Here is a 19,466-nt window from a genome sequence, read left to right on the forward strand (position 1 = left end):
TTGAATCCGAGGAAAACGGGAAGCGCCGCCTCAACTTAAGCAGTGTTCGAGAACCCTAGCGGGCCGGCAGACTGCTAGAATCCTTCCCCCCACGCCGCCTCGCCGGTTGCCGCCGCGAACCGGTCTTTTTCCCGAAAACCAGAACCAATCCCATGCGCCGTTCCCGTTCCGAATACCTCGACCTGCCCAGTGTTCGCCTGCACATCCGCCGCTGGGGCAAGCCCGATGCCCCGACGCTGTTCCTGCTGCACGGCTGGATGGACGTGTCGGCCTCCTTCCAGTTCGTCGTCGATGAACTGCAACAGGACTGGAACATCATCGCGCCCGACTGGCGCGGCTTTGGGCTTTCCGAGTGGCTGAACCGGCCCTATTTCTTCGCCGAGCACCTGGGCGACATGGAAGCCATCCTCGACCATTACGCGCCCGAAGGAAAAGTCCGGCTGGCCGGTCACAGCATGGGCGGCATCCTGGCCTGCCTGTATGCCGGCATCCGGCCGGAGCGGGTGGACAAGCTGGTCACGCTCGAAGGCTTCGGCATCGCACCGAGCCAACCCGAGATGGCGCCGGAACGTTACCAGCAGTGGCTGAATACGCTGAAAAAGCCGCCGCGCATGCACGTTTACGCCGACCGTGACGCTTTCGCCCGGCGCCTGCTGCGCACCGATCGTTTCCTGACCGCCGAGCGGGCCGAATTCCTCGCCAAACATCTGGCCCGCATCGGCGATGGTGAAAACCGCTGCGGCCAGCGCCGGCATGGCGTGATCTGGAACGGCGACCCGTGGCACAAGCCGTCGTCGCCCTACTTGTTCCGCCTGGAGGAATCGATGGCAGTGTGGAACAAAATTATCTGCCCGGTCCTCTGGGTAGCCGGCCGCCAGTCCTGGGTGGTGCGCGAATACGCCACCCGGCCGGGCGACTGGGAAGCCCGCCGGGCCTGCTTCGCCGATGTTGCGGAAAGCTGGATCGAGGACGCCGACCATATGCTGCACCACGACCAGCCGGCCGAGGTGGCGCGCCTCATCGAAACTTTCCTTACCTGATTGCGCGCCAAGGCCGGCAAATTAATACCGGGGGCCGGCCAAACGACGGCCCATAATACGCTCCCCATTTCTGCCAGCAGACGCCACCACCATGCCTTGCCGCCGCCTCTTCATCGTCGCCCTGATTCCCCTGCTGCTGACTGCCTGCAGCGAGCCGGAAGACACCGGGCCGGGCCAGCCCGTCACCCATCGCCGCACCGCCTTCAACACCATCCTGAAAGCCTTCGAGCCGATGGGCAGCCAGTTGCGCAAGAGCCAATACAAAGCGGACGATTTCATCACCCTGGCCAAGCGCCTGAACCAGGCGAAACAAGGCCCTTGGGAATACTTCACGCCGGGCAGCGACTATCCGCCTAGCCGGGCGACCGGCGCGGTGTGGTCGGAAGCGGAAAAATTCGAGGCGCGTCGCCAGGACTTCTTCAAGGCCGCCGACCAATTGCTCGTCGCCGCCGAAACCCGCGACGAAGCCAAGGCGAAAGCCGCCTACGAGGTACTCCACGATACCTGCCGCGAGTGCCACAAAACCTTCAAGAAATCCTAGGGCCGGGGATTCCCGGACTCAGGACTTGAGCAGCTCTTCCCGCATCCCGAGCCAGCGCCGCAGATGGCGCTCGGCCTGCTCGGGCGCCTGCAGCAACATTTCTTCGGCGACTTCGCGCGCCATGTCGACCAGATCGGCATCCATTTCCAGATCGGCATAGCGCAACAGCGGCACGCCGCTCTGCCGGCTCCCGACGAATTCGCCGGGACCGCGCAGATGCAGGTCCTGACGGGCGATCTCGAAGCCGTCGGTGTTCTCGAAAATGATTTTCAGGCGCTGGCGGGCCGTTTCCGAAAGCGGCCCGGCAAAAACCAGCACGCAACTCGACTCATGCGCCCCGCGCCCGACCCGACCGCGCAACTGATGCAATTGCGAGAGGCCGAAGCGTTCGGCATGCTCGATCACCATCAGGCTGGCGTTCGGCACATCGACGCCGACTTCGATCACCGTCGTCGCCACCAGCACATCGATTTCGCCGGCCGCGAAAGCGGCCATCACCGCCTGCTTCTCGTCGGCCTTCAAGCGGCCATGGACGAGGCCGATGCGCAGCAGCGGCAGGTCGGTCGACAATTGCTCATAGGTATCCTGCGCCGTCTGCAATTGCAGCGCCTCGGACTCCTCGATCAGCGGACAGACCCAGTAGGCCTGCCGGCCTTCGCCGACCAGCTTGGTGACGAAGCCGACCACGTCTTCGCGCCGGTTGTCGGCGACCAGCCGCGTCTTGATCGGCGTCCGCCCCGGCGGCAGTTCGTCGAGCACCGTCACGTCGAGATCGGCGTAATAGCTCATGGCCAGCGTGCGCGGGATCGGCGTCGCCGACATCATCAACTGGTGCGGATTCGCCCCCTTCTTGCGCAGCGCCAGGCGCTGGGCGACCCCGAAACGGTGCTGCTCGTCGACAATAGCCAGACCGAGCCGGGCGAAATCGACGCCGTCCTGGATCAGCGCATGCGTCCCAACGACCAGTTGCGCCCCGGCCGCCAGCGCCGCCAGTTGCGCCCGTTTGGCGGCGCTCTTCAGGCTGCCGGACAGCCAGGCGACGCGGATGCCGAGCGGCTCCAGCCAGTCGCGCAGTTTCAGATAATGTTGCTCGGCGAGGATTTCGGTCGGTGCCATGAACGCCGCCTGCCAGCCGGCCGAGATCGCCTGACAGGCGGCCAGTGCGGCGACGATGGTCTTGCCGGCCCCGACATCGCCCTGCAACAGGCGCTGCATCGGGTAAGGCTGCGCGAGATCAGCGGCGATTTCGGCCATGGCGCGCAGTTGCGCCCCGGTCAAGCCGAACGGCAGCTGATCGACGAGGCGCGCCCCGAGATCGTCCTGCGCCACCAGCACCGGCGCCCCCTGCTGGCGCCGGGCCAGATAGGCGCGGCGCAGCGACAACTGCTGGGCCAGCACTTCATCGAACTTGACCCGCCGCCAGGCCGGGTGATTGCGGGCATGCAGCGTATCGACCGCAGTGCCGGACGGCGGCGCATGGAGAAAGCGCAGACTGCGGGCGAAGCCGGGCAGTTTCAGGCGCTGGCGCAAAGCTTCGTCGAGCGTCTCGGAAAGGTCGCCAGCGGCCAGGGCGCGCGTGATCAATTTCTGCAGCGCTGAATTGGCCAGCCCGGCCGTGGTCGGGTAGATCGGCGTCAGGCCCTCGGCCAGCGGAGCATCCTCGGCCACCTTGCGAAAGCGCGGGTGCACCATCTCGGCGCCGAAGAAGCCGCCGCGCACTTCGCCAAAGGCCCGGATCCGCGAACCCTCGCTCAGGACTGCCTGCTGGCTCGGGTAGAAGCTGAAGAAACGCAGCGTCAGTTCGCCGCTCTCGTCCTCGGCCCGGACGATCATCTGGCGGCGCGGCCGGAACTGGATTTCGCTCGACAGCACGACCACCTCGACCTGCACCGGCGCACCGTGACAAGCCTGCGCCACCGGCGTTATGGACGTTTCATCCTCGTAGCGCAGCGGCAGGTGCACCAGCAAATCGGCCTCGCTGTGGAGGCCGATTTTCGCCAGTTTCTTGCGCAACGCTTCCGTAGCGCGAATCGGGGCCGGCGCCCCGCTCTCCGGCATCAGCCGATGAACATCACCGCATCGGCCTCGACCAGCGCGCCCCGCGGCAGTTCCTTGACGCCGACGGCAGCCCGTGCCGGATACGGCGCGCTGAAGTAAAGCGCCATCGTTTCATTGACCCGGGCAAAGTGGGCCAGGTCGGTCAGGAAGACATTGAGCTTGACGACATCGGCCAACGAACCGCCGGCCGCTTCGGCGACCGCCTTGAGATTTTCAAAGACGCGAACGATTTGCCCGTCAATGCCGTCTACCATCTGCATGGATGCCGGATCGAGCCCGATCTGCCCGGATAGGTAAACGGTGTCGCCAACCCGGACGGCTTGCGAATAAGTGCCGATGGCTGCCGGGGCGTGCGGCGTGGCGATGATGGTCTTGGCCATGAGAGACTTCCTGTATCTGGATTGCAAAACCCTATTTTAGCCTTTGAAAGCCATGAACCCACGTATCGAATCCCTGGAAAAAATGCTCGACGGCCCGCGCGACGGCGCCCTGCTCCGCTTCTCGCTGGGCAACGAATACCTCAAGGCCGGCGATCCGGCGAAGGCCGGAAAATGCTTCCAGGAAGCGGTCGACCGCGACAGTCAGTACTCGGCTGCCTGGAAAGCACTCGGCAAAGCCCTCGCCGAAGCCGGTGAGCACGTCGCCGCGCTGGCCGCCTACGAACGCGGCATCAGCGTCGCTGAAAGCAAGGGGGACATTCAGGCCGCGAAGGAAATGAAGGTTTTTGCCAGACGGATCCGGCACGCGCTTGAGGTATGACTCATGCCGCGGGCAACAACTTGCCGCCATTGCCGGACTAGACCTCTAACGTCTTGTTACAAAGCAGCCCGGCCCTGCCGTCGGCCGGGCCGGGGGCGAGTGCGTTAAGCAGGTACACACTGAACGGAGTCGCCCCCAATGCCCTTGCTGCACAAACTCATTCGCTTCGCCCTCGCTGCCGCCCTGCTCGGCAGTCTGGGTGGCTGCATCGTGGCTCCGGCGCATCCGGTCGGCTATCGCGGACCGCCGGTCTATGTCGAGACCTACCCGACTTACCGCCACGCCTACCCGAATACCTATTACGACGGCTATGGCTACGGCGATCGCGGCGGCCGCTATTACCGGGAAGTACGTCGCTACGAAGAGCCGCGCCGGATGGAGGCGCCGATTCCCAGCCCGGCCCAGGTGCACCGCGACATTCGCCGCAGCCTCGGATTGCCGCGCCTGCCCGGGATGCCCTGAGTTAGGGGCGGCCGCCCTTGGGGGGAACCAGTATCGTCTCGACGCCCAGTTCCCTGAGCTTGGCTTGCGCCGCTTCGGCTTCCTTGCGGGTGCTGAAGGGGCCGACTTGGACCCGCGTCTCCAGCGTCGACGGTACACCGCTCAAGGTCAGTTTGGCGTGCAACTCCTCGGCCCGCTGCGCACTGGTAAACACCCCGGCCTGCAAAACGAAGCCGGCGAATAGCCGTGCCACGCCGGACGGCGGGGCGGGCGGCGCGCTGCGTGTCTCGACAACGCGGGCCGCCGGTTTGGCGGGCGCGGTAACCGGCGGCTCGGGCACAACGCTAGGGCCTGCGCTAGCCTCGGGAGCCGCACGCGGCGCCGGTGATGGCTGACGAACCGGGGCAGGCGCCAGCGGGCGCACCGGCGCCGGCGTCGCGGCTGGCGATGGGGCGCTTGGGGTCTTCGCAGTGGCGGCGGGAGATGGTGCTGCCGGACGGCTTTCCGAACTCGGCTCCGGCTTGCTCTCGGCCACGGCCGGTGCGGCGGCTTCAGCAACCGGTTCCGGCACGGCCGCGGCGGTGGGCGGTTCCGGCAAGTTCTCGGCCGGCGTCACCGGCTGCGACACTTCCTTTTTCGGGGCAACCGGCACCGGCTGGGTGAATATCTGGGCCTCCGGCTCTTCCGGCGGCGAAGCCAGGTAGTCGAAGAAAGCCAGCACGCCGAGCAGGACGGCAACCAGGACGCCGGCAACCGCCAGACGCTTGATCAGCGTACCGCGCAAATCGGCGGCGTTGTCCTCGTTTTCGGGTGTTGTCGATTTTTCCGTCATTCCGCCCCTCCCCGCTCCTGACTCTTGGCCAGCGCCACCACCAGTTCCGCCTCGGCGCGGGCAATGCCGCAACGTTCGGCAATCATCGCCGGCTCGTAACCGGCCAAAGCCATCTGCATCGCATCGCCGTAAATCGGGGAAACCGATTGCGATGCCTGGACATGCGCCAACTCCTGCAACATGTCTTCGCGCAAGGCGGCCAGTTCGCCGCGAATGGAATCGACTTCGTCGCGCAATTGGGCCATTTCCTGCTCAAGGCTCTGCCGCATCATTTCCTCGGCCATGCCGGCCGGCGCCCGCTCCCAAAGCTCCTCGGCCGCCCCGGCCGCTTCCGCAGCCGACCCGGCCAGGGGTTCGACCGATGGCTCTAGCGTCGGCGGCGTTTCCGGCAGGGTCGCCGACAGGCGCTTGTGACGGATGCGCCGCATGCGCCACAACTCGAACACCATATAGATGGCGACCAGCGAAATCAGGATGATTACGCCTTCACGCACCCCCAGCGAGATACCGCCCAGTTCAAGTGTCGGCAAATTCCCTCCGAGCACGAAGGCTTAGAACCCTACCGAATACTGCACGCCGACAACGTGGGCGCTGACGTCATAGCTGCCGCGCAGCGTCGTCGTTTGCTTGAGCTGGGCAACGCTCGGATCCTTGGCGTAAAGATAGGCGTAACCGAGATCGACCTTGCCGTAGCTGCCGGCATTCCATTGACCGCCGAGCGACAACCAGACGCGGTCGTTGTCCGGCACACGGGCCGAACGATCGTTGTCGGTGACCGGCGTACGGTCATAGGCGATGCCGAACTTGAGCTTCAGCGCATTGCTGGCCTGATATGCGGCGCCCCAGGCAAAGCGCCATGAATTCTTGTAGTTGAAGGCCTCCGAGGAAGCCAGCGCACCGGAGTTGCGACTAAAGACATCGAGCGACTTGATGGTATTCCAGCGCGTGTAGGACAAATCACCCATCGCTTCCCAGCGGTCCGAAACCTGCTGCCAGACGGAGAGAATGAACGTATCCGGTAATTTGACATCGGCTTTCACCGGCATCACGCCATTCGCCGTGCCTTCGAGCGTGTAGTCGATGGCCGAACGATAGGAAACCCCGACCCGCATGGCCGGCGACAACGTGAACAAGGCTCCGGCATTCCAGCCCCAGGCGGCATCGTCGCCTTTCAGGCGCGCCCCGGCGCTGGTCAGTTCCGCATCGATGGTCTGGTAATTGATCCCGAAGCCCAAGGAAACCTTGTCATTGAGCCGGTAAGCGATCGACGGGTTGTAATTTACCGTCTTGATTTCCGACTTCAGCGAATAGCTACGGCCAACCCAGTTGCTGTCGTCGTATTTTGTCTGGAGCCCGAACGGCGACGAGATACCGAGGCCGAGAAAGACTTGCGGCGCCACTTGCCAGGACAGGTAGGCATTCGGCACGGCCGCCCAGCCGCCGGCATTGCCACCGTTGCCGCCCGAACCAAGCAAGGGGCCGGTCGAACCCTCATTGCGGAACTCATAGCTTGGCCCAACGCCCGCGACGCCGGCCGACAGCTGAAAGCCGGTCAGCTGCGTCATGCCGGCCGGATTGAAAAAGACCGTACCGGCGTTGTCGGCGACCGCTGCCGAGCCGGCATATGCCGTAGCCAGGCCGCTGGCATTCTGCTCCCAGAGCTGGAAGGCAGCGGCCGATGCAGCGCCGGAAAAGGCAGCCAACAGCAGAGCAGGCAGGATACGCAGCGTCATTTTATTCATTGCTTGATTCTCTCGAAGGCGGGCGAATTGATTAACCGCGCGATTTTATTCCATTTCGGACGGTTTTTCGGGCGGAAGCGCGCGCTTGTTTCCGGCCATATCGATTGCCACGTAGGTCAGCTCCGCCTCGGTCACCTTGACGATGATCGGATCGCTGTAGTTGCGCTCGGCATAAACCTCGACCTTGACGGTAATCGAGGTTTTGCCGACCCGTACGATCTCGGCATAAAGGCTGACGATATCCCCGACCGAGACCGGCTGTTTGAACAGGAAGGAGTTGACCGACACCGTCGCGACCCGGCCGCGCGCCCGACGCATCGCCGGAATGGCGCCGGCCACGTCGACCTGGGCCATGACCCAGCCGCCGAAAACATCGCCGTTCTGGTTGAGATCGGCCGGCATCGGAACAACGCGCAGCGTTGAGTGCCGGGCAGGGAGGACGATGCGGTCGACGGTCATAATTTATCCAAAATTAAATCAATGCCTGATTTTCGCGGAAACCGGCCAGTTTTCATATACTGGCGCCCACCACCGAACAACATCCCAGAACAGGTTTCACGATGCGCCGCGCCACCGCCCTCCCCAAACCGCCAGCCGGCCAGCCGCTGGCCGAAACCCACCTGTGGCTGACCGTGCGGACGCTGTTCCCCTATCTCTGGCGCTACCGGTTGCGCGTCATCGCCGCACTGGGCTGCCTGGTTGCCGCCAAGGTCGCCAACGTCAGCGTCCCGATGGTCTTCAAGGAGATGATCGACGGCCTGTCGAACACCCAGCAGGTACTGGCGCTGCCGGCGCTGCTGCTCGGCCTGTACGGGATGCTGCGCTTTTCGACGGCATTGTTTACCGAATTGCGCGAAATCCTCTTCGCCCGCGTCACCCAGCGCGCCGTCCGCCAGGTCGCCCTGGAAGTGTTTGGTCACCTGCACGCGCTCAGCCTGCGCTTTCACCTCGAGCGCCAGACCGGCGGCGTGTCGCGCGACATCGAGCGGGGCAGCCGGTCGATTTCCAGCCTGATTTCCTACACGCTGTACTCGATCCTGCCGACCCTGGTCGAAATCGGGTTGGTACTCGCCATCCTGTTCGTCAAATACGACAGCGGCTATGTACTGATCACGCTGGTTTCGCTGGTCAGCTACATCGTGTTCACGGTCAAGGTCAGCAACTGGCGGATCGACATCCGCCGGGCGGTCAATGAAAACGACTCGGCGGCCAACACCCGGGCGGTGGACAGCCTGCTCAATTACGAGACCGTCAAATATTTCAACAACGAAGCCTGGGAAGCCCGTCGCTACGACGAGCAGATGCTCAAGTGGGAAGACGCCGCGACGCGCAGCCAGACCACCCTCGCCTTCCTCAATCTCGGCCAGCAGGCGATCATCGCCCTCGGCGTCACGGCGATGATGTGGCGGGCGGCCAACGGCGTGGTCAATGGCCACATGACGATCGGCGACCTGGTGCTGGTCAATGCTTTCCTGATCCAGCTTTACGCGCCGCTCAATTTCCTCGGCATCGTCTATCGCGAAATCCGCCAGGCGCTGGCCGACATCGAGCGGATGTTCAAGCTGCTCCAGGAGAACCGCGAGATTGCCGACGCCCCGGATGCCCGCGAACTGCCGAGCGGGCCGCTGCAGATCAACTTCGATGCGGTCAATTTCGGCTACGACCCGGACCGCCAGATTCTCAAGAATGTCAATTTCGCCATCGCGCCGGGCAAGACGGTAGCCGTGGTCGGCCATTCCGGTGCCGGCAAATCGACGCTGTCGCGCCTGCTCTACCGCTTCTACGACGTCACCAGCGGCGCCATCCGGATCAACGGCCACGACCTGCGCAGCCTGAAGCAAAACAGCCTGCGCGCCGCCATCGGCATCGTGCCGCAGGACACCGTGCTGTTCAACGACTCGATTTTCTACAACATCAACTACGGCCGACCGACGGCCAGCCGGGAGGAAGTCTATGGCGCGGCCCGCGCCGCCCAGTTGCACGAGTTCATCGAATCCTTGCCGCAAAAATACGAAACCCGGGTCGGCGAACGCGGCCTCAAGCTGTCCGGCGGCGAGAAGCAGCGGGTCGCCATTGCCCGGGCGCTGCTCAAGAATCCGCCCATCCTGATATTCGATGAAGCCACCTCGGCCCTCGACTCGGCGACCGAACGGGCCATCCAGAGCCAGCTTGAATTCGCCGCCATCGGCCGGACCACGCTGGTCATCGCCCACCGGCTGTCGACCGTGATGAATGCCGACGAAATCCTGGTCATGAGCGACGGCCACATCATCGAGCGCGGCAGTCATGGCGCGCTGCTCGCCGCCGACGGGCAATACGCCCGGATGTGGAACCTTCAGCAGCAGGAAGACAGGGAAAAGAGCCCGGCCGGCGCGTAGCTTAAGTTTTATACTGGCGGCCGCTACGCCCTCCATCGATGAACAATCCACCTCCTTATTCTGATGCCGCCGACCGTTCGTTGTCGAGCTGGCTGTTGCCGGTCGTCGTCTTTTTACTGCTGGCGGCGGCGACGCTGAGCGCCTGGTTCTGGCAATCCCGCGTGCAAACCGAAACCCGTGCGGCTTTCGCTATCCAGCAAAGTGCCGCCATCACCGGCGAAATTCGTGAACGGCTGCGCTTGCACGCCCAGTTCCTGCACTCGCTGCAGGCTTTTGCCGCAGCGCACCCGGACCTCGACTTGCCAGCCTGGCGGCGCTTCGCGCGCGAGACCGAGGTCGGCGGCCGGCTTTCCGGGCTATTCGCCTTTGGCTATGCATCAGCCGTCCGGTCCGGCGAAGAAAAGGCATTTGTCCGGTCGATGCGCCGACAGATCGACCGCAGCAATTTCCGGATATTTCCGCAATCGGCCGGCGATATCGCCGCACCGCTCACTTTTGCCGCCCCGGAAGGACCAGAACTCCAGTCCTTCATCGGCTTCGATCTATTGAGCGAGTCGACCAGGCGCCAGGCCGTCGAAGCCGCCATCGCCCGGCGGGAAATCGCCATGACCGGGCCCATCGCCCTGCTCGCCGACCAGGAAAAACCGCGCCCGGGCTTCCTGCTCGTGCACGCCCTCTATCGTCCGGACATGCCACTGAAGAATACCGAGCAGCGCCGCCAGGCGTTCGCCGGGATTGTTCTGACCAGCTACCGTACCGACGAATTTCTGTCCGCTCTGAAACAGACCACGCAGGGCAATTTCGCGCTGAAAATTTTCGACGAACCCCTCTCCGGCAACTCATCAGGCGCCACTTCGCCAACCCTGATCTACGACTCCGACCCAAGCCTGGCGACGAACACCGCCCTGCCGTTTTTCCATCACGAGATCGATTTTGGCGGCCGCAACTGGATCCTGCATTTTTACCCGCGCCTCAACCACGCCGATGACGGAGTACTCGATCCGGCCTTGCTGATCCTCTATGGCGGCCTGACCGGGAGCCTGTTGCTGGCCCTGCTGATCTTTCACCTGAGCACGCACCGGGCGCGTGCCGAGCGTTACGCCCGCCGGGTAACGCATGAACTTCGCCTGCATCGCGACCATCTGCATGAACTGGTCGAAGAGCGGACGGTCCGGCTCAACGAGGCGCTGCATCAGGCGCGCGCCGCCAGTCAGGCGAAGTCGGAATTTCTCGCCAACATGTCGCACGAACTGCGAACGCCGATGCACGCTATCCTGAGCTTTGCCCAGCTCGGCATCAAGCGCGCCGAGGGTGGCAATCAGCCAAAATTAAGCCAATATTTCCAGCGCATCGAACTGAGCGCCAAGCGCCTGCTGGGCCTGATCAACGAGCTGCTTGACCTCTCGAAACTGGAAGCCGGGAAGATGAATCTGACGTTAAGCCAAGTCGATGTCCTCGACTTGCTGGCTCACGCCAGAACACAGCTCGAATCGCTGCTGCTCGCTCGCCAACTCAGCATCGAAACCGTGGTCATGACGTCCGATACCGAGATTCGCGCCGATCCGATGCGGCTCAGCCAGATTATCTACAACCTGCTGGCCAACGCGATCAAATTCTCCCCGCCGCAGGGCAAAATCCGCCTCGAACTCTGCGCCGCCGAACTGCCAGGCGGACGCCGCCTCGACGATACCGGCAGCCAGCCGGCGCTGGCCATTCGCTTCATCGATCACGGGATCGGCATCCCGGAGGCGGAACTGGAAAGCATTTTCGACAAGTTCGTGCAAAGCTCCGCCACCCGCACCGGAGCGGGCGGCACCGGGCTTGGTCTGGCGATCAGCCGGGCAATCGCCATGCAACACCGTGGTACGATTGTTGCGAACAACAATGCTGAGGGCGGCGCCTGTTTTACGGTAACCCTGCCGACCAATAGCCGGACTGGAGAGGTTTCGGAGCTACATGACTAAAGCACGCGTTCTGGTCGTCGATGACGAAGCGCTCAATCTGGAGATATTGCTCGAATATTTCGAGGATGAGGCATCGCTGGCCTTGCAGACAGCCGATAACGGGGAGGCTGCCTGGCGCATGCTGCAGGACCCGGAGGCAGACTTCAAGGTCATCCTGCTCGACCGCATGATGCCCGAACTCGATGGCATCGGCCTGCTCAAGCGGATCAAGGGAGATCCCCGTCTGGCCGGCATCCCGGTCATCATGCAGACGGCGGCCGACTCACCCGCCGAGATCCGCGAGGGTCTCGAAGCCGGCGCCTACTATTACCTGACCAAGCCCTATGATCGCGACGAGTTGCTGGCCATTGTCCATGCCGCCCTGACCGATGCCGAAACGCGGGACGAGTTGCGGCGACAGTTGCACAACCACATCGGCTCCCTGAGCTTTCTCACCCGGGCAGAATTTTCGATTCGCACCGTCGATGAGGCCGGGCAACTCGCCTCCTTCATCGCCCAGGCGTGCCCCGATCCGGGCAATGTGGTGGTCGGCATTTCCGAACTGCTGATCAACGGCATCGAGCACGGCAACCTTGGCCTGAGCTACGCAGAAAAATCCCGACTCAAGCGGGAAGACAACTGGCGCGCTGAAATCGACCGTCGGAGCAGCCTGCCGGAGAATGCCAACAAGCACGTCCGGCTTGCCTTTCAACGTCAAGACGACGGCATTTCGCTACGCATCGTCGATGAGGGCAAAGGTTTCAACTGGCAGCAGTATCTCGAATTCGATCCGGAACGGGCCTTCGATCCTAACGGCCGGGGTATTGCACTGGCCCGGATGCTGAGTTTCACGAATATCTGCTATGAGGGCTGCGGCAACATCGCCGTGGCCACGATCACCCGCAATGCAACGACCACCTAGCGCTTGCCGACCATGACTCCGCAACTCAACAAAATGAAGGTACTGGCGGTCGACGACAACCGTACCAACCTGCACATCCTGCAGGTTTTTCTGAAGAAGCTCGGCCACGAGGTCATCCTCGCCGAGAACGGCGAAGAGGCGGTACGGCGCTTCGAGGCGGAGGCGCCCGACCTGATCCTGCTCGACATCATGATGCCGGTGATGGACGGCTTCGAGGCGGCACGCCGGATCAAAAGCCTGACGAACGAGCGGTGGACCCCGATCATTTTTCTCTCGGCGCTCAATCGCGATGAAAACCTGGTCGAAGGCCTCGATGCCGGGGCCGACGACTACCTGACCAAACCAATCAATTTCGTCGTCCTTGAAGCCAAGTTGCGCTCGATGCAGCGTTCGCTCTCATTGCAGCAGGCATCGATCGACTCATTGCGCCGGGTCCAGGCTATTTCCGACAATGTTCTCGATGCCATCGTCACAATCACCGAACGGGGCTTGATTGCTTCGGTCAACCGCTCGACTGAACGTATTTTCGGCTGGACGAGCGCCGAGATGCTCGGGCAGGAGATCAGCCTGCTGATCCCCGAACCGCCGCTCATTGCCGACAAGTTTGGCCAGGAAGCACCAGGCAGCAAGCCGCTCAGGAGATCCGGCAAGGAACGTGAAGTGGAGGCCCGGCGCAAGGATGGCCAATCCTTTCCGGCAACGATCGCGCTGAGCGAGATCGAACTCGATAGCAAGCCGATGTCGATCGGCGTCATCCGTGATATTTCCGAGCGCAAGCAGGCCGAGCAAAAGCAGCGCGAAAGTGCCCGCCTGCTTCAGGCCTATTACGACCAGACGCAAAACGAGCAACAGCTCGCCATGCGGCTGATGGAAAAGCAGTTGCACCGGCGCGGCCTGACCGATGAGCGACTGCATTACAAGGTGATCCCGGCTGAAAATTTCAGCGGCGACATTGTCGCTGCCGCGCGCTCCCCCGAGGGTCGCTTCTACGCCCTGCTCGCCGATGCGACCGGGCATGGCCTGACCGCTGCGATCAGCGTGCTGCCGGTGCTCGCCCTGTTCTACCGGATGACAAAGCTGAATCGCTCGGTCAAGGAAATCATCCAGGAACTGAATCAACAGTTGAAGGAATCGATGCCGGTCGGTCGTTTTGTCGCGGCGACGCTGCTTTGCCTTGACGAAGTTGCCCAGAATGGCGAAATATGGGTGGGCGGCACGCCCGAAGCCTTTCTGTTCGACCGCTGGGGTCGGGTCAGCCGTGTTTTTGCTTCGGAACACCTGGCCCTTGGCATTGTTGACAACAGCCAGATGGAGTGTGAGCCGACCATTTTCAACTGGGAAAAGGAAAGTCAGCTGGTGCTGTGCTCCGATGGACTACTGGAAGCCACGGACAAGGAAGGTGCACAATTCGGTGCCGAAGGTCTGGCCGCTGCCGCAGCGAATACCTCGCCGGCCACCCGTTTCGGGCAAATCGAAGCAGCACTCGACCGTCATCTCGACAACGGCGTTGCCGCCGATGATGTTTCGCTGATGATCATTGACTGCCCCTGAATTACAACAAAGGAGAAAGACCATGAACTTCATCAAGATCGCTTCTGCCGTCATTATCGCTTCCGCCTTCAGCACCGCCCCTGCCTTCGCGCAAGAGTCGGCGACCCTGAAGAAGATCAAGGAGACCGGGACGATCACCCTCGGCCACCGCGAATCGTCGATTCCGTTCTCCTACTACGACGACAAGCAGCAGGTCATCGGCTACTCGCACGAACTGATGCTGAAAGCCGTCGATGGCATCAAGGACAACCTCAAGCTGGCCAAGATCGACACCAAGCTGATGCCGGTCACCTCGGCCAACCGCATCACGCTGATCCAGAACGGCACGGTCGATATCGAATGCGGCTCGACGACCAACAATCTCGACCGCCAGAAACAGGTCGCCTTCTCGACCACCATCTTCGTCATCGGCACCAAGCTGATGGTCAAGAAGACCGCCGGCATCACCGATTTCGCCGACCTCGCCGGCAAGAACGTCGTGACCACCGCCGGCACCACATCCGAGCGCCTGCTCCGCAAGATGAACGAAGAGAAGAAGATGGGCATGAACGTCATCTCCGCCAAGGACCACGGCGAAGCCTTCCTGACCCTGGAAACCGGCCGTGCCGTCGCCTTCATGATGGACGACGCGCTGCTCTTCGGCGAAATGGCCAAGGCCAAGAAACCGGGTGACTGGACGGTGGTCGGTACGGCCCAGTCCAAGGAAGCCTACGGCTGTATGCTGCGCAAGGACGACCCGGGCTTCAAGAAGGTGGTCGATGCGGCGCTGACCAAGGTGATGACCTCGGGCGAAGCCGAGAAGATCTACGCCAAGTGGTTCATGAACCCGATTCCGCCGAAGGGCCTGAATCTGAGCATGCCCTTGTCGGACGAAATGAAGGCGCTGTACAAGGCCCCGAACGACAAGGCTTTCGAGTAATACTGTTTAGAGCCTGTGGAGGCAAAAATGCCCCACAGGCCATTGGGGGATGGTTAGGCAATGGCGTACAGCTGGAATTGGCAGGTCTTCCTGCAACCGAGCGCGACCGGGGAAGGAACCTATCTGGCGTGGCTGTTTGAGGGATTCAAATGGACCATCGCCCTCTCCCTCGGCGCCTGGCTCATTGCCTTGCTGATCGGCTCCATCGTCGGCGTCCTGCGCACCGTCCCCAACCGCTGGCTAAACAAGCTGGCGACCGGCTACGTCGAAGTCTTTCGCAACATCCCGCTGCTCGTTCAGCTCTTCATCTGGTATTTCGTGCTTCCGGAACTCCTGCCGGTCGACTGGGGAAATGCCTTCAAACAGACCGATCCCCTACTCCAGCAATTTCTCTCGGCAATGCTCTGTCTGGGCCTGTTCACCTCGGCCCGGGTGGCCGAGCAAGTGCGTGCCGGAATCAATTCCTTGCCGCCGGGGCAAAGAGCGGCCGGCCTGGCAATGGGTTTCACCTTGCCGCAGCTGTACCGCTATGTACTGCTCCCCATGGCCTATCGCATCATCGTGCCGCCACTGACTTCCGAATTTCTCAATATTTTCAAGAACTCCGCCGTCGCCACCACGATCGGCCTGGTCGAACTCTCCCGTCAGGCCCAGCAACTGGTCGATTTCACCGCCCAGCCATATGAAGCGTTCATCGCGGTCACCCTGCTTTACGTCATCATCAATGTGACGGTGATGTCGCTAATGCGCCGCCTTGAACAGCGCGTTCGCATACCCGGGTATATCGGGAGCAAATGAACATGTATGAATTTGACTGGTCGTCGATTCCCGGAGCGATTCCGCTCCTCGCCAAAGGCATGCTGACGACGCTCGAGATCACGGGTACCGCAATCGTCGTCGGTGTTGTCTGGGGCACCGTGCTAGCCATCCTGCGCCTCGGCAACAGCCGGCTGCTCGCCACGCTGGCGGCCGGTTACGTCAATCTGTTCCGCTCGGTACCGCTGGTGATGGTTATCTTGTGGTTCTACCTGATCATCCCGCAGGCGATCAAATCGGTATTTGGCGAAGGTCTCGGCGACATCCGCCTGACTTCGGCACTGACTGCCTTTGCGTTGTTCGAAGCAGCCTATTACTCCGAAATCATTCGCGCCGGTATCCAAAGCGTTCCAAAAGGCCAGGTCGCGGCCGGCCAAGCACTCGGATTCACCAATGCCCAAACGATGCGGCTCATCGTTCTGCCCCAGGCTTTCCGCAACATGATGCCGCTCCTGCTGACCCAGGCGATCATCCTGTTCCAGGACACCTCCCTGGTATACGTCATCGGCCTCTCCGACTTTTTCGGCACCGCCTCCCGGGTCGGCGATCGCGACGGCCGACTGGTCGAACTGCTGCTTTTCGCCGGCGCCGTGTATTTTGTCATTTGCTTCTCCGTCTCCCGGCTAGTGAAGCGCCTCCAAGCGAGATTCTCCCAATGATTGAAATTCGCAATATTTCCAAATGGTATGGCGACTTTCGGGTGCTGACCGATTGCACGACGACGGTCCAGAAAGGCGAGGTTGTCGTCGTTTGTGGGCCATCGGGCTCCGGCAAATCGACGCTGATCAAATGCGTCAATGGACTCGAGCCGTTTCAGTCCGGAGAAGTCATCGTCAAGGGCACCTCGGTCGGCGACCCGAAAACCAATCTGCCCAAGCTGCGATCCCGCGTTGGCATGGTCTTCCAGCATTTCGAGCTATTCCCGCATATGAACATTACCGAAAACATGACCATTGCCCAGATCAAAGTCCTCGGCCGCAGCAAGGACGAAGCACTCGAGCGCGGAATGAAAATGCTCAATCGCGTCGGATTGAACGCCCAAGCCAAAAAATATCCCGGCCAACTCTCCGGCGGCCAACAGCAACGTGTCGCCATTGCCCGGGCACTGGCCATGGACCCGATCTGCATGCTGCTCGATGAACCGACCTCGGCCCTCGACCCGGAAATGATCAACGAGGTACTCGATGTCATGGTCGAACTCGCCCAGGAGGGCATGACCATGATGTGCGTCACCCATGAAATGGAATTTGCCCGCAAGGTGGCTGACCGGGTCATTTTCATGGACGAGGGCAAAATCATCGAGGACGCGACGAAGGACGACTTCTTCGGTACGCAGCGTTCGGAGCGAGCGACCCAGTTTCTCTCGAAAATTTTGCAGCACTAAAAAAAAGGCCGGGAAACCCCGGCCTTTTAACTTTTGATGCAGACGCTACTTAGGCAGCAGCGCTTTCGTCGATTTCCACAGCCTCGGTAGGCTCCGGACGATCAAGCAGTTCGACGAAGGCCATCGGTGCATTATCACCAACGCGGAAGCCACACTTCAGGATGCGAAGGTAGCCACCCGGACGCTTGGCGTAACGCGGGCCGATTTCGGCGAAGAGCTTGACGACGATGTCGCGATCGCGCAAACGGTCGAAGGCCAGACGCTTGTTAGCGAGCGTCGGGTTCTTGCCGAGCGTGATCATCGGTTCAACAACACGGCGCAGTTCCTTGGCCTTCGGCACGGTGGTCTTGATGGCCTCGTGCTTGAGCAGGGAAACAGTCATGTTGCGCAGCATCGCCAGGCGATGGCTGCTGGTACGGTTGAGTTTGCGAAGTCCCAAACGGTGACGCATGGTTAATCCTTTCTATGTTCTACAGGCGTCCCTTGACTGCCCGGGTCGAAAAAAGTCCTTAGACTTTTTCCAGACCGGCCGGCGGCCAATTTTCCAATTTCATGCCCAGAGTCAAGCCGCGCGCGGCCAACACTTCCTTGATCTCGTTCAACGACTTGCGACCCAGATTCGGGGTCTTGAGAAGTTCATTCTCGGTACGTTGAATCAGATCGCCGATGTAGTAAATGTTCTCAGCCTTGAGACAGTTCGCAGAACGAACGGTCAATTCGAGATCATCAACCGGGCGGAGCAGAACCGGATCAACCTGGGCCGGCTTGGAGGCCTCGGTAACCGGTGCAGTACCTTCCAGGTCGGCAAAGACGGAGAGTTGTTCCATCAGCACGCGTGCCGCGTAGCGAATGGCCTCTTCCGGCTCGACGACGCCGTTGGTTTCAATATCGACGATCAGCTTGTCGAGGTCGGTCCGCTGCTCGACGCGAGCGCTTTCCACAGCGTAGGCGACGCGGCGAATCGGGCTGAACGAAGCATCCAGAACCAATTTACCGATCGTCTTGGCATCGCCCAGATTACGGACGTTGCCCGGCACATAGCCGCGACCTTTTTCGACCTTGATCTCCATGGACAGCTTGCCGCCGGGAGACAGATGAGCGATCACATGTTCGGGGTTGATGATTTCCGCATCGTGCGGCAATTCGATATCACCAGCACGAACCGGACCTTCACCTTCCTTGACCAGATTGAGATTCACGACATCGCGGCCGTGCAGCTTGAATACGACACCCTTCAGGTTGAGAAGGATATCGACGACATCCTCCTGAACACCATCAACGGTGGAGTACTCATGGAGCACGCCTTCGATTCCGACTTCGGTCGGCGCATAACCCGGCATCGACGACAGCAGAATGCGACGCAGGGCGTTTCCAAGGGTGTGACCGTAACCGCGTTCAAACGGCTCCATCACAACCTTGGCTTGCACGGGCGAAACGCTCTGCACATCAATGATGCGGGGTTTCAGAAGTCCACTGCTTTGCATGGGCTAAATTCCTCTGCTCAGTGCTTACTTCGAGTAAAGTTCGATGACGAGACCTTCGTTCAGGGTCGACGGCAGCTCTGAGCGCTGCGGCATGGCCTTGAACGTTCCCTTGCCTTCTTTGACGTCAACTGCAATCCATTCCGGGAAACCACGGGATTCTGCGGCTTCGAGGGCGGCCTTGCAACGCAGGGAGGCACGGGACCGATCGGTCAACTGCACCACGTCGCCCGGCTTGACCAGATACGACGGGATGTTGACGCGCTTACCATTGACCAGCACGCCGTTGTGACGGACGACCTGGCGGGATTCGCTGCGCGAAGCGGCAAAACCCATACGGTAGGCAACGGAGTCGAGACGGGCTTCCAGCAATTGCAGCAGATTCTCACCGGTCTGGCCCTTGCGGCGCTCAGCTTCGGCGAAAGTCTTGCGGAACTGGCCTTCGAGCACGCCGTAGACGCGACGAATTTTCTGCTTGGCGCGCAGGTGCACGCCGTAGTCGGACAGGCGGGCGCCTGATTTTTGACCATGTTGGCCAGGAGCGTACGAACGACGTTCAATGGCACACTTGTCGGTAAAACACTTTTCGCCCTTCAGGAATAGCTTTTCGCCTTCGCGGCGGCACTGACGGCATTTCGGATCGAGATTACGAGCCACTT

At 61.6% G+C, this 19,466-nt stretch carries 21 protein-coding genes; 12 read left to right on the forward strand and 9 right to left on the reverse strand.

Features of this window, described 5'->3' with window-relative positions:
- The first annotated feature begins 152 nt into the window (after nucleotides 1–152).
- Entirely contained in the window at nucleotides 153–1,040 is an 888-nt protein-coding gene (locus ACLIKD_RS16675; protein ID WP_428825939.1) for an alpha/beta fold hydrolase, read from the forward strand.
- A 91-nt stretch (nucleotides 1,041–1,131) separates the two neighbouring features.
- Entirely contained in the window at nucleotides 1,132–1,581 is a 450-nt protein-coding gene (locus ACLIKD_RS16680; RefSeq protein WP_428825940.1) for a c-type cytochrome, read from the forward strand.
- 18 nt (nucleotides 1,582–1,599) lie between these two features.
- On the opposite strand, the gene recG is transcribed toward ACLIKD_RS16680, so the two are convergent.
- Together recG and ACLIKD_RS16690 are read right to left on the reverse strand one after the other, a co-directional pair.
- Nucleotides 1,600–3,639, reverse strand: a complete 2,040-nt coding sequence (gene recG / locus ACLIKD_RS16685) for an ATP-dependent DNA helicase RecG (RefSeq protein WP_428825941.1) — start codon at nucleotides 3,637–3,639, stop codon at nucleotides 1,600–1,602.
- Nucleotides 3,639–4,019 carry a RidA family protein gene (locus ACLIKD_RS16690; RefSeq protein ID WP_226418178.1) on the reverse strand — a complete coding sequence of 127 codons (381 nt, stop codon included), beginning with the start codon at nucleotides 4,017–4,019 and terminating at the stop codon, nucleotides 3,639–3,641. Before ACLIKD_RS16690 ends, recG begins: the two co-directional genes overlap by 1 nt.
- A gap of 52 nt (nucleotides 4,020–4,071) precedes the next feature.
- Between ACLIKD_RS16690 and ACLIKD_RS16695 the strand changes: the two genes are divergently transcribed.
- Nucleotides 4,072–4,398 carry a tetratricopeptide repeat protein gene (locus ACLIKD_RS16695; protein ID WP_428825942.1) on the forward strand — a complete coding sequence of 109 codons (327 nt, stop codon included), beginning with the start codon at nucleotides 4,072–4,074 and terminating at the stop codon, nucleotides 4,396–4,398.
- 138 nt (nucleotides 4,399–4,536) lie between these two features.
- Nucleotides 4,537–4,860: a hypothetical protein gene (locus ACLIKD_RS16700; RefSeq protein ID WP_428825943.1), complete on the forward strand. Its 324-nt coding sequence runs from the start codon at nucleotides 4,537–4,539 to the stop codon at nucleotides 4,858–4,860.
- 1 nt (nucleotide 4,861) lies between these two features.
- Here the strand turns inward: ACLIKD_RS16700 and ACLIKD_RS16705 are convergent, their stop codons facing one another.
- Genes ACLIKD_RS16705 through ACLIKD_RS16720 form a run of 4 tightly spaced genes read right to left on the reverse strand, consistent with a single transcriptional unit; the run spans nucleotide 4,862 to nucleotide 7,872 of the window.
- On the reverse strand, nucleotides 4,862–5,671 hold the full coding sequence (locus ACLIKD_RS16705; RefSeq protein ID WP_428825944.1) for an SPOR domain-containing protein: 810 nt from the start codon (nucleotides 5,669–5,671) through the stop codon (nucleotides 4,862–4,864).
- On the reverse strand, nucleotides 5,668–6,201 hold the full coding sequence (locus tag ACLIKD_RS16710) for a DUF2802 domain-containing protein (RefSeq protein ID WP_428825945.1): 534 nt from the start codon (nucleotides 6,199–6,201) through the stop codon (nucleotides 5,668–5,670). The genes ACLIKD_RS16705 and ACLIKD_RS16710 overlap by 4 nt, the downstream gene beginning before the upstream one ends.
- 21 nt (nucleotides 6,202–6,222) lie before the next feature.
- Nucleotides 6,223–7,404: an OmpP1/FadL family transporter gene (locus ACLIKD_RS16715; protein WP_226418171.1), complete on the reverse strand. Its 1,182-nt coding sequence runs from the start codon at nucleotides 7,402–7,404 to the stop codon at nucleotides 6,223–6,225.
- A gap of 54 nt (nucleotides 7,405–7,458) precedes the next feature.
- Nucleotides 7,459–7,872 (reverse strand): acyl-CoA thioesterase, encoded by a 414-nt coding sequence (locus ACLIKD_RS16720; protein WP_428825946.1) that lies wholly within the window; start codon nucleotides 7,870–7,872, stop codon nucleotides 7,459–7,461.
- Between the two features lie 101 nt (nucleotides 7,873–7,973).
- Between ACLIKD_RS16720 and ACLIKD_RS16725 the strand changes: the two genes are divergently transcribed.
- Genes ACLIKD_RS16725 through ACLIKD_RS16760 form a run of 8 tightly spaced genes read left to right on the forward strand, consistent with a single transcriptional unit; the run spans nucleotide 7,974 to nucleotide 17,326 of the window.
- On the forward strand, nucleotides 7,974–9,791 hold the full coding sequence (locus tag ACLIKD_RS16725; RefSeq protein ID WP_428825947.1) for an ABCB family ABC transporter ATP-binding protein/permease: 1,818 nt from the start codon (nucleotides 7,974–7,976) through the stop codon (nucleotides 9,789–9,791).
- 38 nt (nucleotides 9,792–9,829) lie between these two features.
- Nucleotides 9,830–11,755, forward strand: a complete 1,926-nt coding sequence (locus ACLIKD_RS16730; RefSeq protein ID WP_428825948.1) for a CHASE domain-containing protein — start codon at nucleotides 9,830–9,832, stop codon at nucleotides 11,753–11,755.
- On the forward strand, nucleotides 11,748–12,656 hold the full coding sequence (locus ACLIKD_RS16735; RefSeq protein ID WP_428825949.1) for a response regulator: 909 nt from the start codon (nucleotides 11,748–11,750) through the stop codon (nucleotides 12,654–12,656). Before ACLIKD_RS16730 ends, ACLIKD_RS16735 begins: the two co-directional genes overlap by 8 nt.
- A gap of 12 nt (nucleotides 12,657–12,668) precedes the next feature.
- Nucleotides 12,669–14,207 carry a SpoIIE family protein phosphatase gene (locus tag ACLIKD_RS16740; RefSeq protein WP_428825950.1) on the forward strand — a complete coding sequence of 513 codons (1,539 nt, stop codon included), beginning with the start codon at nucleotides 12,669–12,671 and terminating at the stop codon, nucleotides 14,205–14,207.
- Between the two features lie 22 nt (nucleotides 14,208–14,229).
- A complete protein-coding gene (locus ACLIKD_RS16745; protein ID WP_428825951.1) occupies nucleotides 14,230–15,126 on the forward strand; it encodes a glutamate/aspartate ABC transporter substrate-binding protein in 897 nt (298 codons plus the stop codon).
- A gap of 60 nt (nucleotides 15,127–15,186) precedes the next feature.
- Nucleotides 15,187–15,924: an amino acid ABC transporter permease gene (locus ACLIKD_RS16750; protein WP_428825952.1), complete on the forward strand. Its 738-nt coding sequence runs from the start codon at nucleotides 15,187–15,189 to the stop codon at nucleotides 15,922–15,924.
- Nucleotides 15,925–15,926: 2 nt separating this feature from the next.
- On the forward strand, nucleotides 15,927–16,601 hold the full coding sequence (locus tag ACLIKD_RS16755; RefSeq protein WP_226418163.1) for an ABC transporter permease subunit: 675 nt from the start codon (nucleotides 15,927–15,929) through the stop codon (nucleotides 16,599–16,601).
- Complete coding sequence (locus tag ACLIKD_RS16760) at nucleotides 16,598–17,326, forward strand: amino acid ABC transporter ATP-binding protein (protein ID WP_226418162.1); 729 nt, start codon at nucleotides 16,598–16,600, stop codon at nucleotides 17,324–17,326. The genes ACLIKD_RS16755 and ACLIKD_RS16760 overlap by 4 nt, the downstream gene beginning before the upstream one ends.
- Nucleotides 17,327–17,375: 49 nt before the next feature.
- Here the strand turns inward: ACLIKD_RS16760 and rplQ are convergent, their stop codons facing one another.
- Genes rplQ through rpsD form a run of 3 tightly spaced genes read right to left on the reverse strand, consistent with a single transcriptional unit; the run spans nucleotide 17,376 to nucleotide 19,464 of the window.
- Nucleotides 17,376–17,777: a 50S ribosomal protein L17 gene (gene rplQ / locus ACLIKD_RS16765; RefSeq protein ID WP_428825953.1), complete on the reverse strand. Its 402-nt coding sequence runs from the start codon at nucleotides 17,775–17,777 to the stop codon at nucleotides 17,376–17,378.
- A 58-nt stretch (nucleotides 17,778–17,835) separates the two neighbouring features.
- The gene (locus tag ACLIKD_RS16770; protein ID WP_226418160.1) at nucleotides 17,836–18,810 is read right to left on the reverse strand and encodes a DNA-directed RNA polymerase subunit alpha; all 975 of its coding nucleotides are present in this window, start codon (nucleotides 18,808–18,810) and stop codon (nucleotides 17,836–17,838) included.
- A 24-nt stretch (nucleotides 18,811–18,834) separates the two neighbouring features.
- Nucleotides 18,835–19,464 carry a 30S ribosomal protein S4 gene (gene rpsD, locus ACLIKD_RS16775; protein WP_226418159.1) on the reverse strand — a complete coding sequence of 210 codons (630 nt, stop codon included), beginning with the start codon at nucleotides 19,462–19,464 and terminating at the stop codon, nucleotides 18,835–18,837.
- Nucleotides 19,465–19,466 lie beyond the last annotated feature (2 nt).

Source organism: Azonexus sp. IMCC34842, from assembly GCF_050368855.1.
GTDB lineage: Bacteria > Pseudomonadota > Gammaproteobacteria > Burkholderiales > Rhodocyclaceae > Azonexus > Azonexus denitrificans_A.

What these genes read in the sequence shown, in the direction of transcription:
- ACLIKD_RS16675 (WP_428825939.1), top strand. Translation starts at nt 153, where the DNA reads ATGCGCCGTTCCCGTTCCGAATACCTCGACCTGCCCAGTGTTCGCCTG.
- ACLIKD_RS16680 (WP_428825940.1), top strand. Translation starts at nt 1,132, where the DNA reads ATGCCTTGCCGCCGCCTCTTCATCGTCGCCCTGATTCCCCTGCTGCTG.
- recG (WP_428825941.1), bottom strand. Translation starts at nt 3,639, where the DNA reads ATGCCGGAGAGCGGGGCGCCGGCCCCGATTCGCGCTACGGAAGCGTTG.
- ACLIKD_RS16690 (WP_226418178.1), bottom strand. Translation starts at nt 4,019, where the DNA reads ATGGCCAAGACCATCATCGCCACGCCGCACGCCCCGGCAGCCATCGGC.
- ACLIKD_RS16695 (WP_428825942.1), top strand. Translation starts at nt 4,072, where the DNA reads ATGAACCCACGTATCGAATCCCTGGAAAAAATGCTCGACGGCCCGCGC.
- ACLIKD_RS16700 (WP_428825943.1), top strand. Translation starts at nt 4,537, where the DNA reads ATGCCCTTGCTGCACAAACTCATTCGCTTCGCCCTCGCTGCCGCCCTG.
- ACLIKD_RS16705 (WP_428825944.1), bottom strand. Translation starts at nt 5,671, where the DNA reads ATGACGGAAAAATCGACAACACCCGAAAACGAGGACAACGCCGCCGAT.
- ACLIKD_RS16715 (WP_226418171.1), bottom strand. Translation starts at nt 7,404, where the DNA reads ATGACGCTGCGTATCCTGCCTGCTCTGCTGTTGGCTGCCTTTTCCGGC.
- ACLIKD_RS16720 (WP_428825946.1), bottom strand. Translation starts at nt 7,872, where the DNA reads ATGACCGTCGACCGCATCGTCCTCCCTGCCCGGCACTCAACGCTGCGC.
- ACLIKD_RS16725 (WP_428825947.1), top strand. Translation starts at nt 7,974, where the DNA reads ATGCGCCGCGCCACCGCCCTCCCCAAACCGCCAGCCGGCCAGCCGCTG.
- ACLIKD_RS16730 (WP_428825948.1), top strand. Translation starts at nt 9,830, where the DNA reads ATGAACAATCCACCTCCTTATTCTGATGCCGCCGACCGTTCGTTGTCG.
- ACLIKD_RS16735 (WP_428825949.1), top strand. Translation starts at nt 11,748, where the DNA reads ATGACTAAAGCACGCGTTCTGGTCGTCGATGACGAAGCGCTCAATCTG.
- ACLIKD_RS16740 (WP_428825950.1), top strand. Translation starts at nt 12,669, where the DNA reads ATGACTCCGCAACTCAACAAAATGAAGGTACTGGCGGTCGACGACAAC.
- ACLIKD_RS16745 (WP_428825951.1), top strand. Translation starts at nt 14,230, where the DNA reads ATGAACTTCATCAAGATCGCTTCTGCCGTCATTATCGCTTCCGCCTTC.
- ACLIKD_RS16750 (WP_428825952.1), top strand. Translation starts at nt 15,187, where the DNA reads ATGGCGTACAGCTGGAATTGGCAGGTCTTCCTGCAACCGAGCGCGACC.
- ACLIKD_RS16755 (WP_226418163.1), top strand. Translation starts at nt 15,927, where the DNA reads ATGTATGAATTTGACTGGTCGTCGATTCCCGGAGCGATTCCGCTCCTC.
- ACLIKD_RS16760 (WP_226418162.1), top strand. Translation starts at nt 16,598, where the DNA reads ATGATTGAAATTCGCAATATTTCCAAATGGTATGGCGACTTTCGGGTG.
- rplQ (WP_428825953.1), bottom strand. Translation starts at nt 17,777, where the DNA reads ATGCGTCACCGTTTGGGACTTCGCAAACTCAACCGTACCAGCAGCCAT.
- ACLIKD_RS16770 (WP_226418160.1), bottom strand. Translation starts at nt 18,810, where the DNA reads ATGCAAAGCAGTGGACTTCTGAAACCCCGCATCATTGATGTGCAGAGC.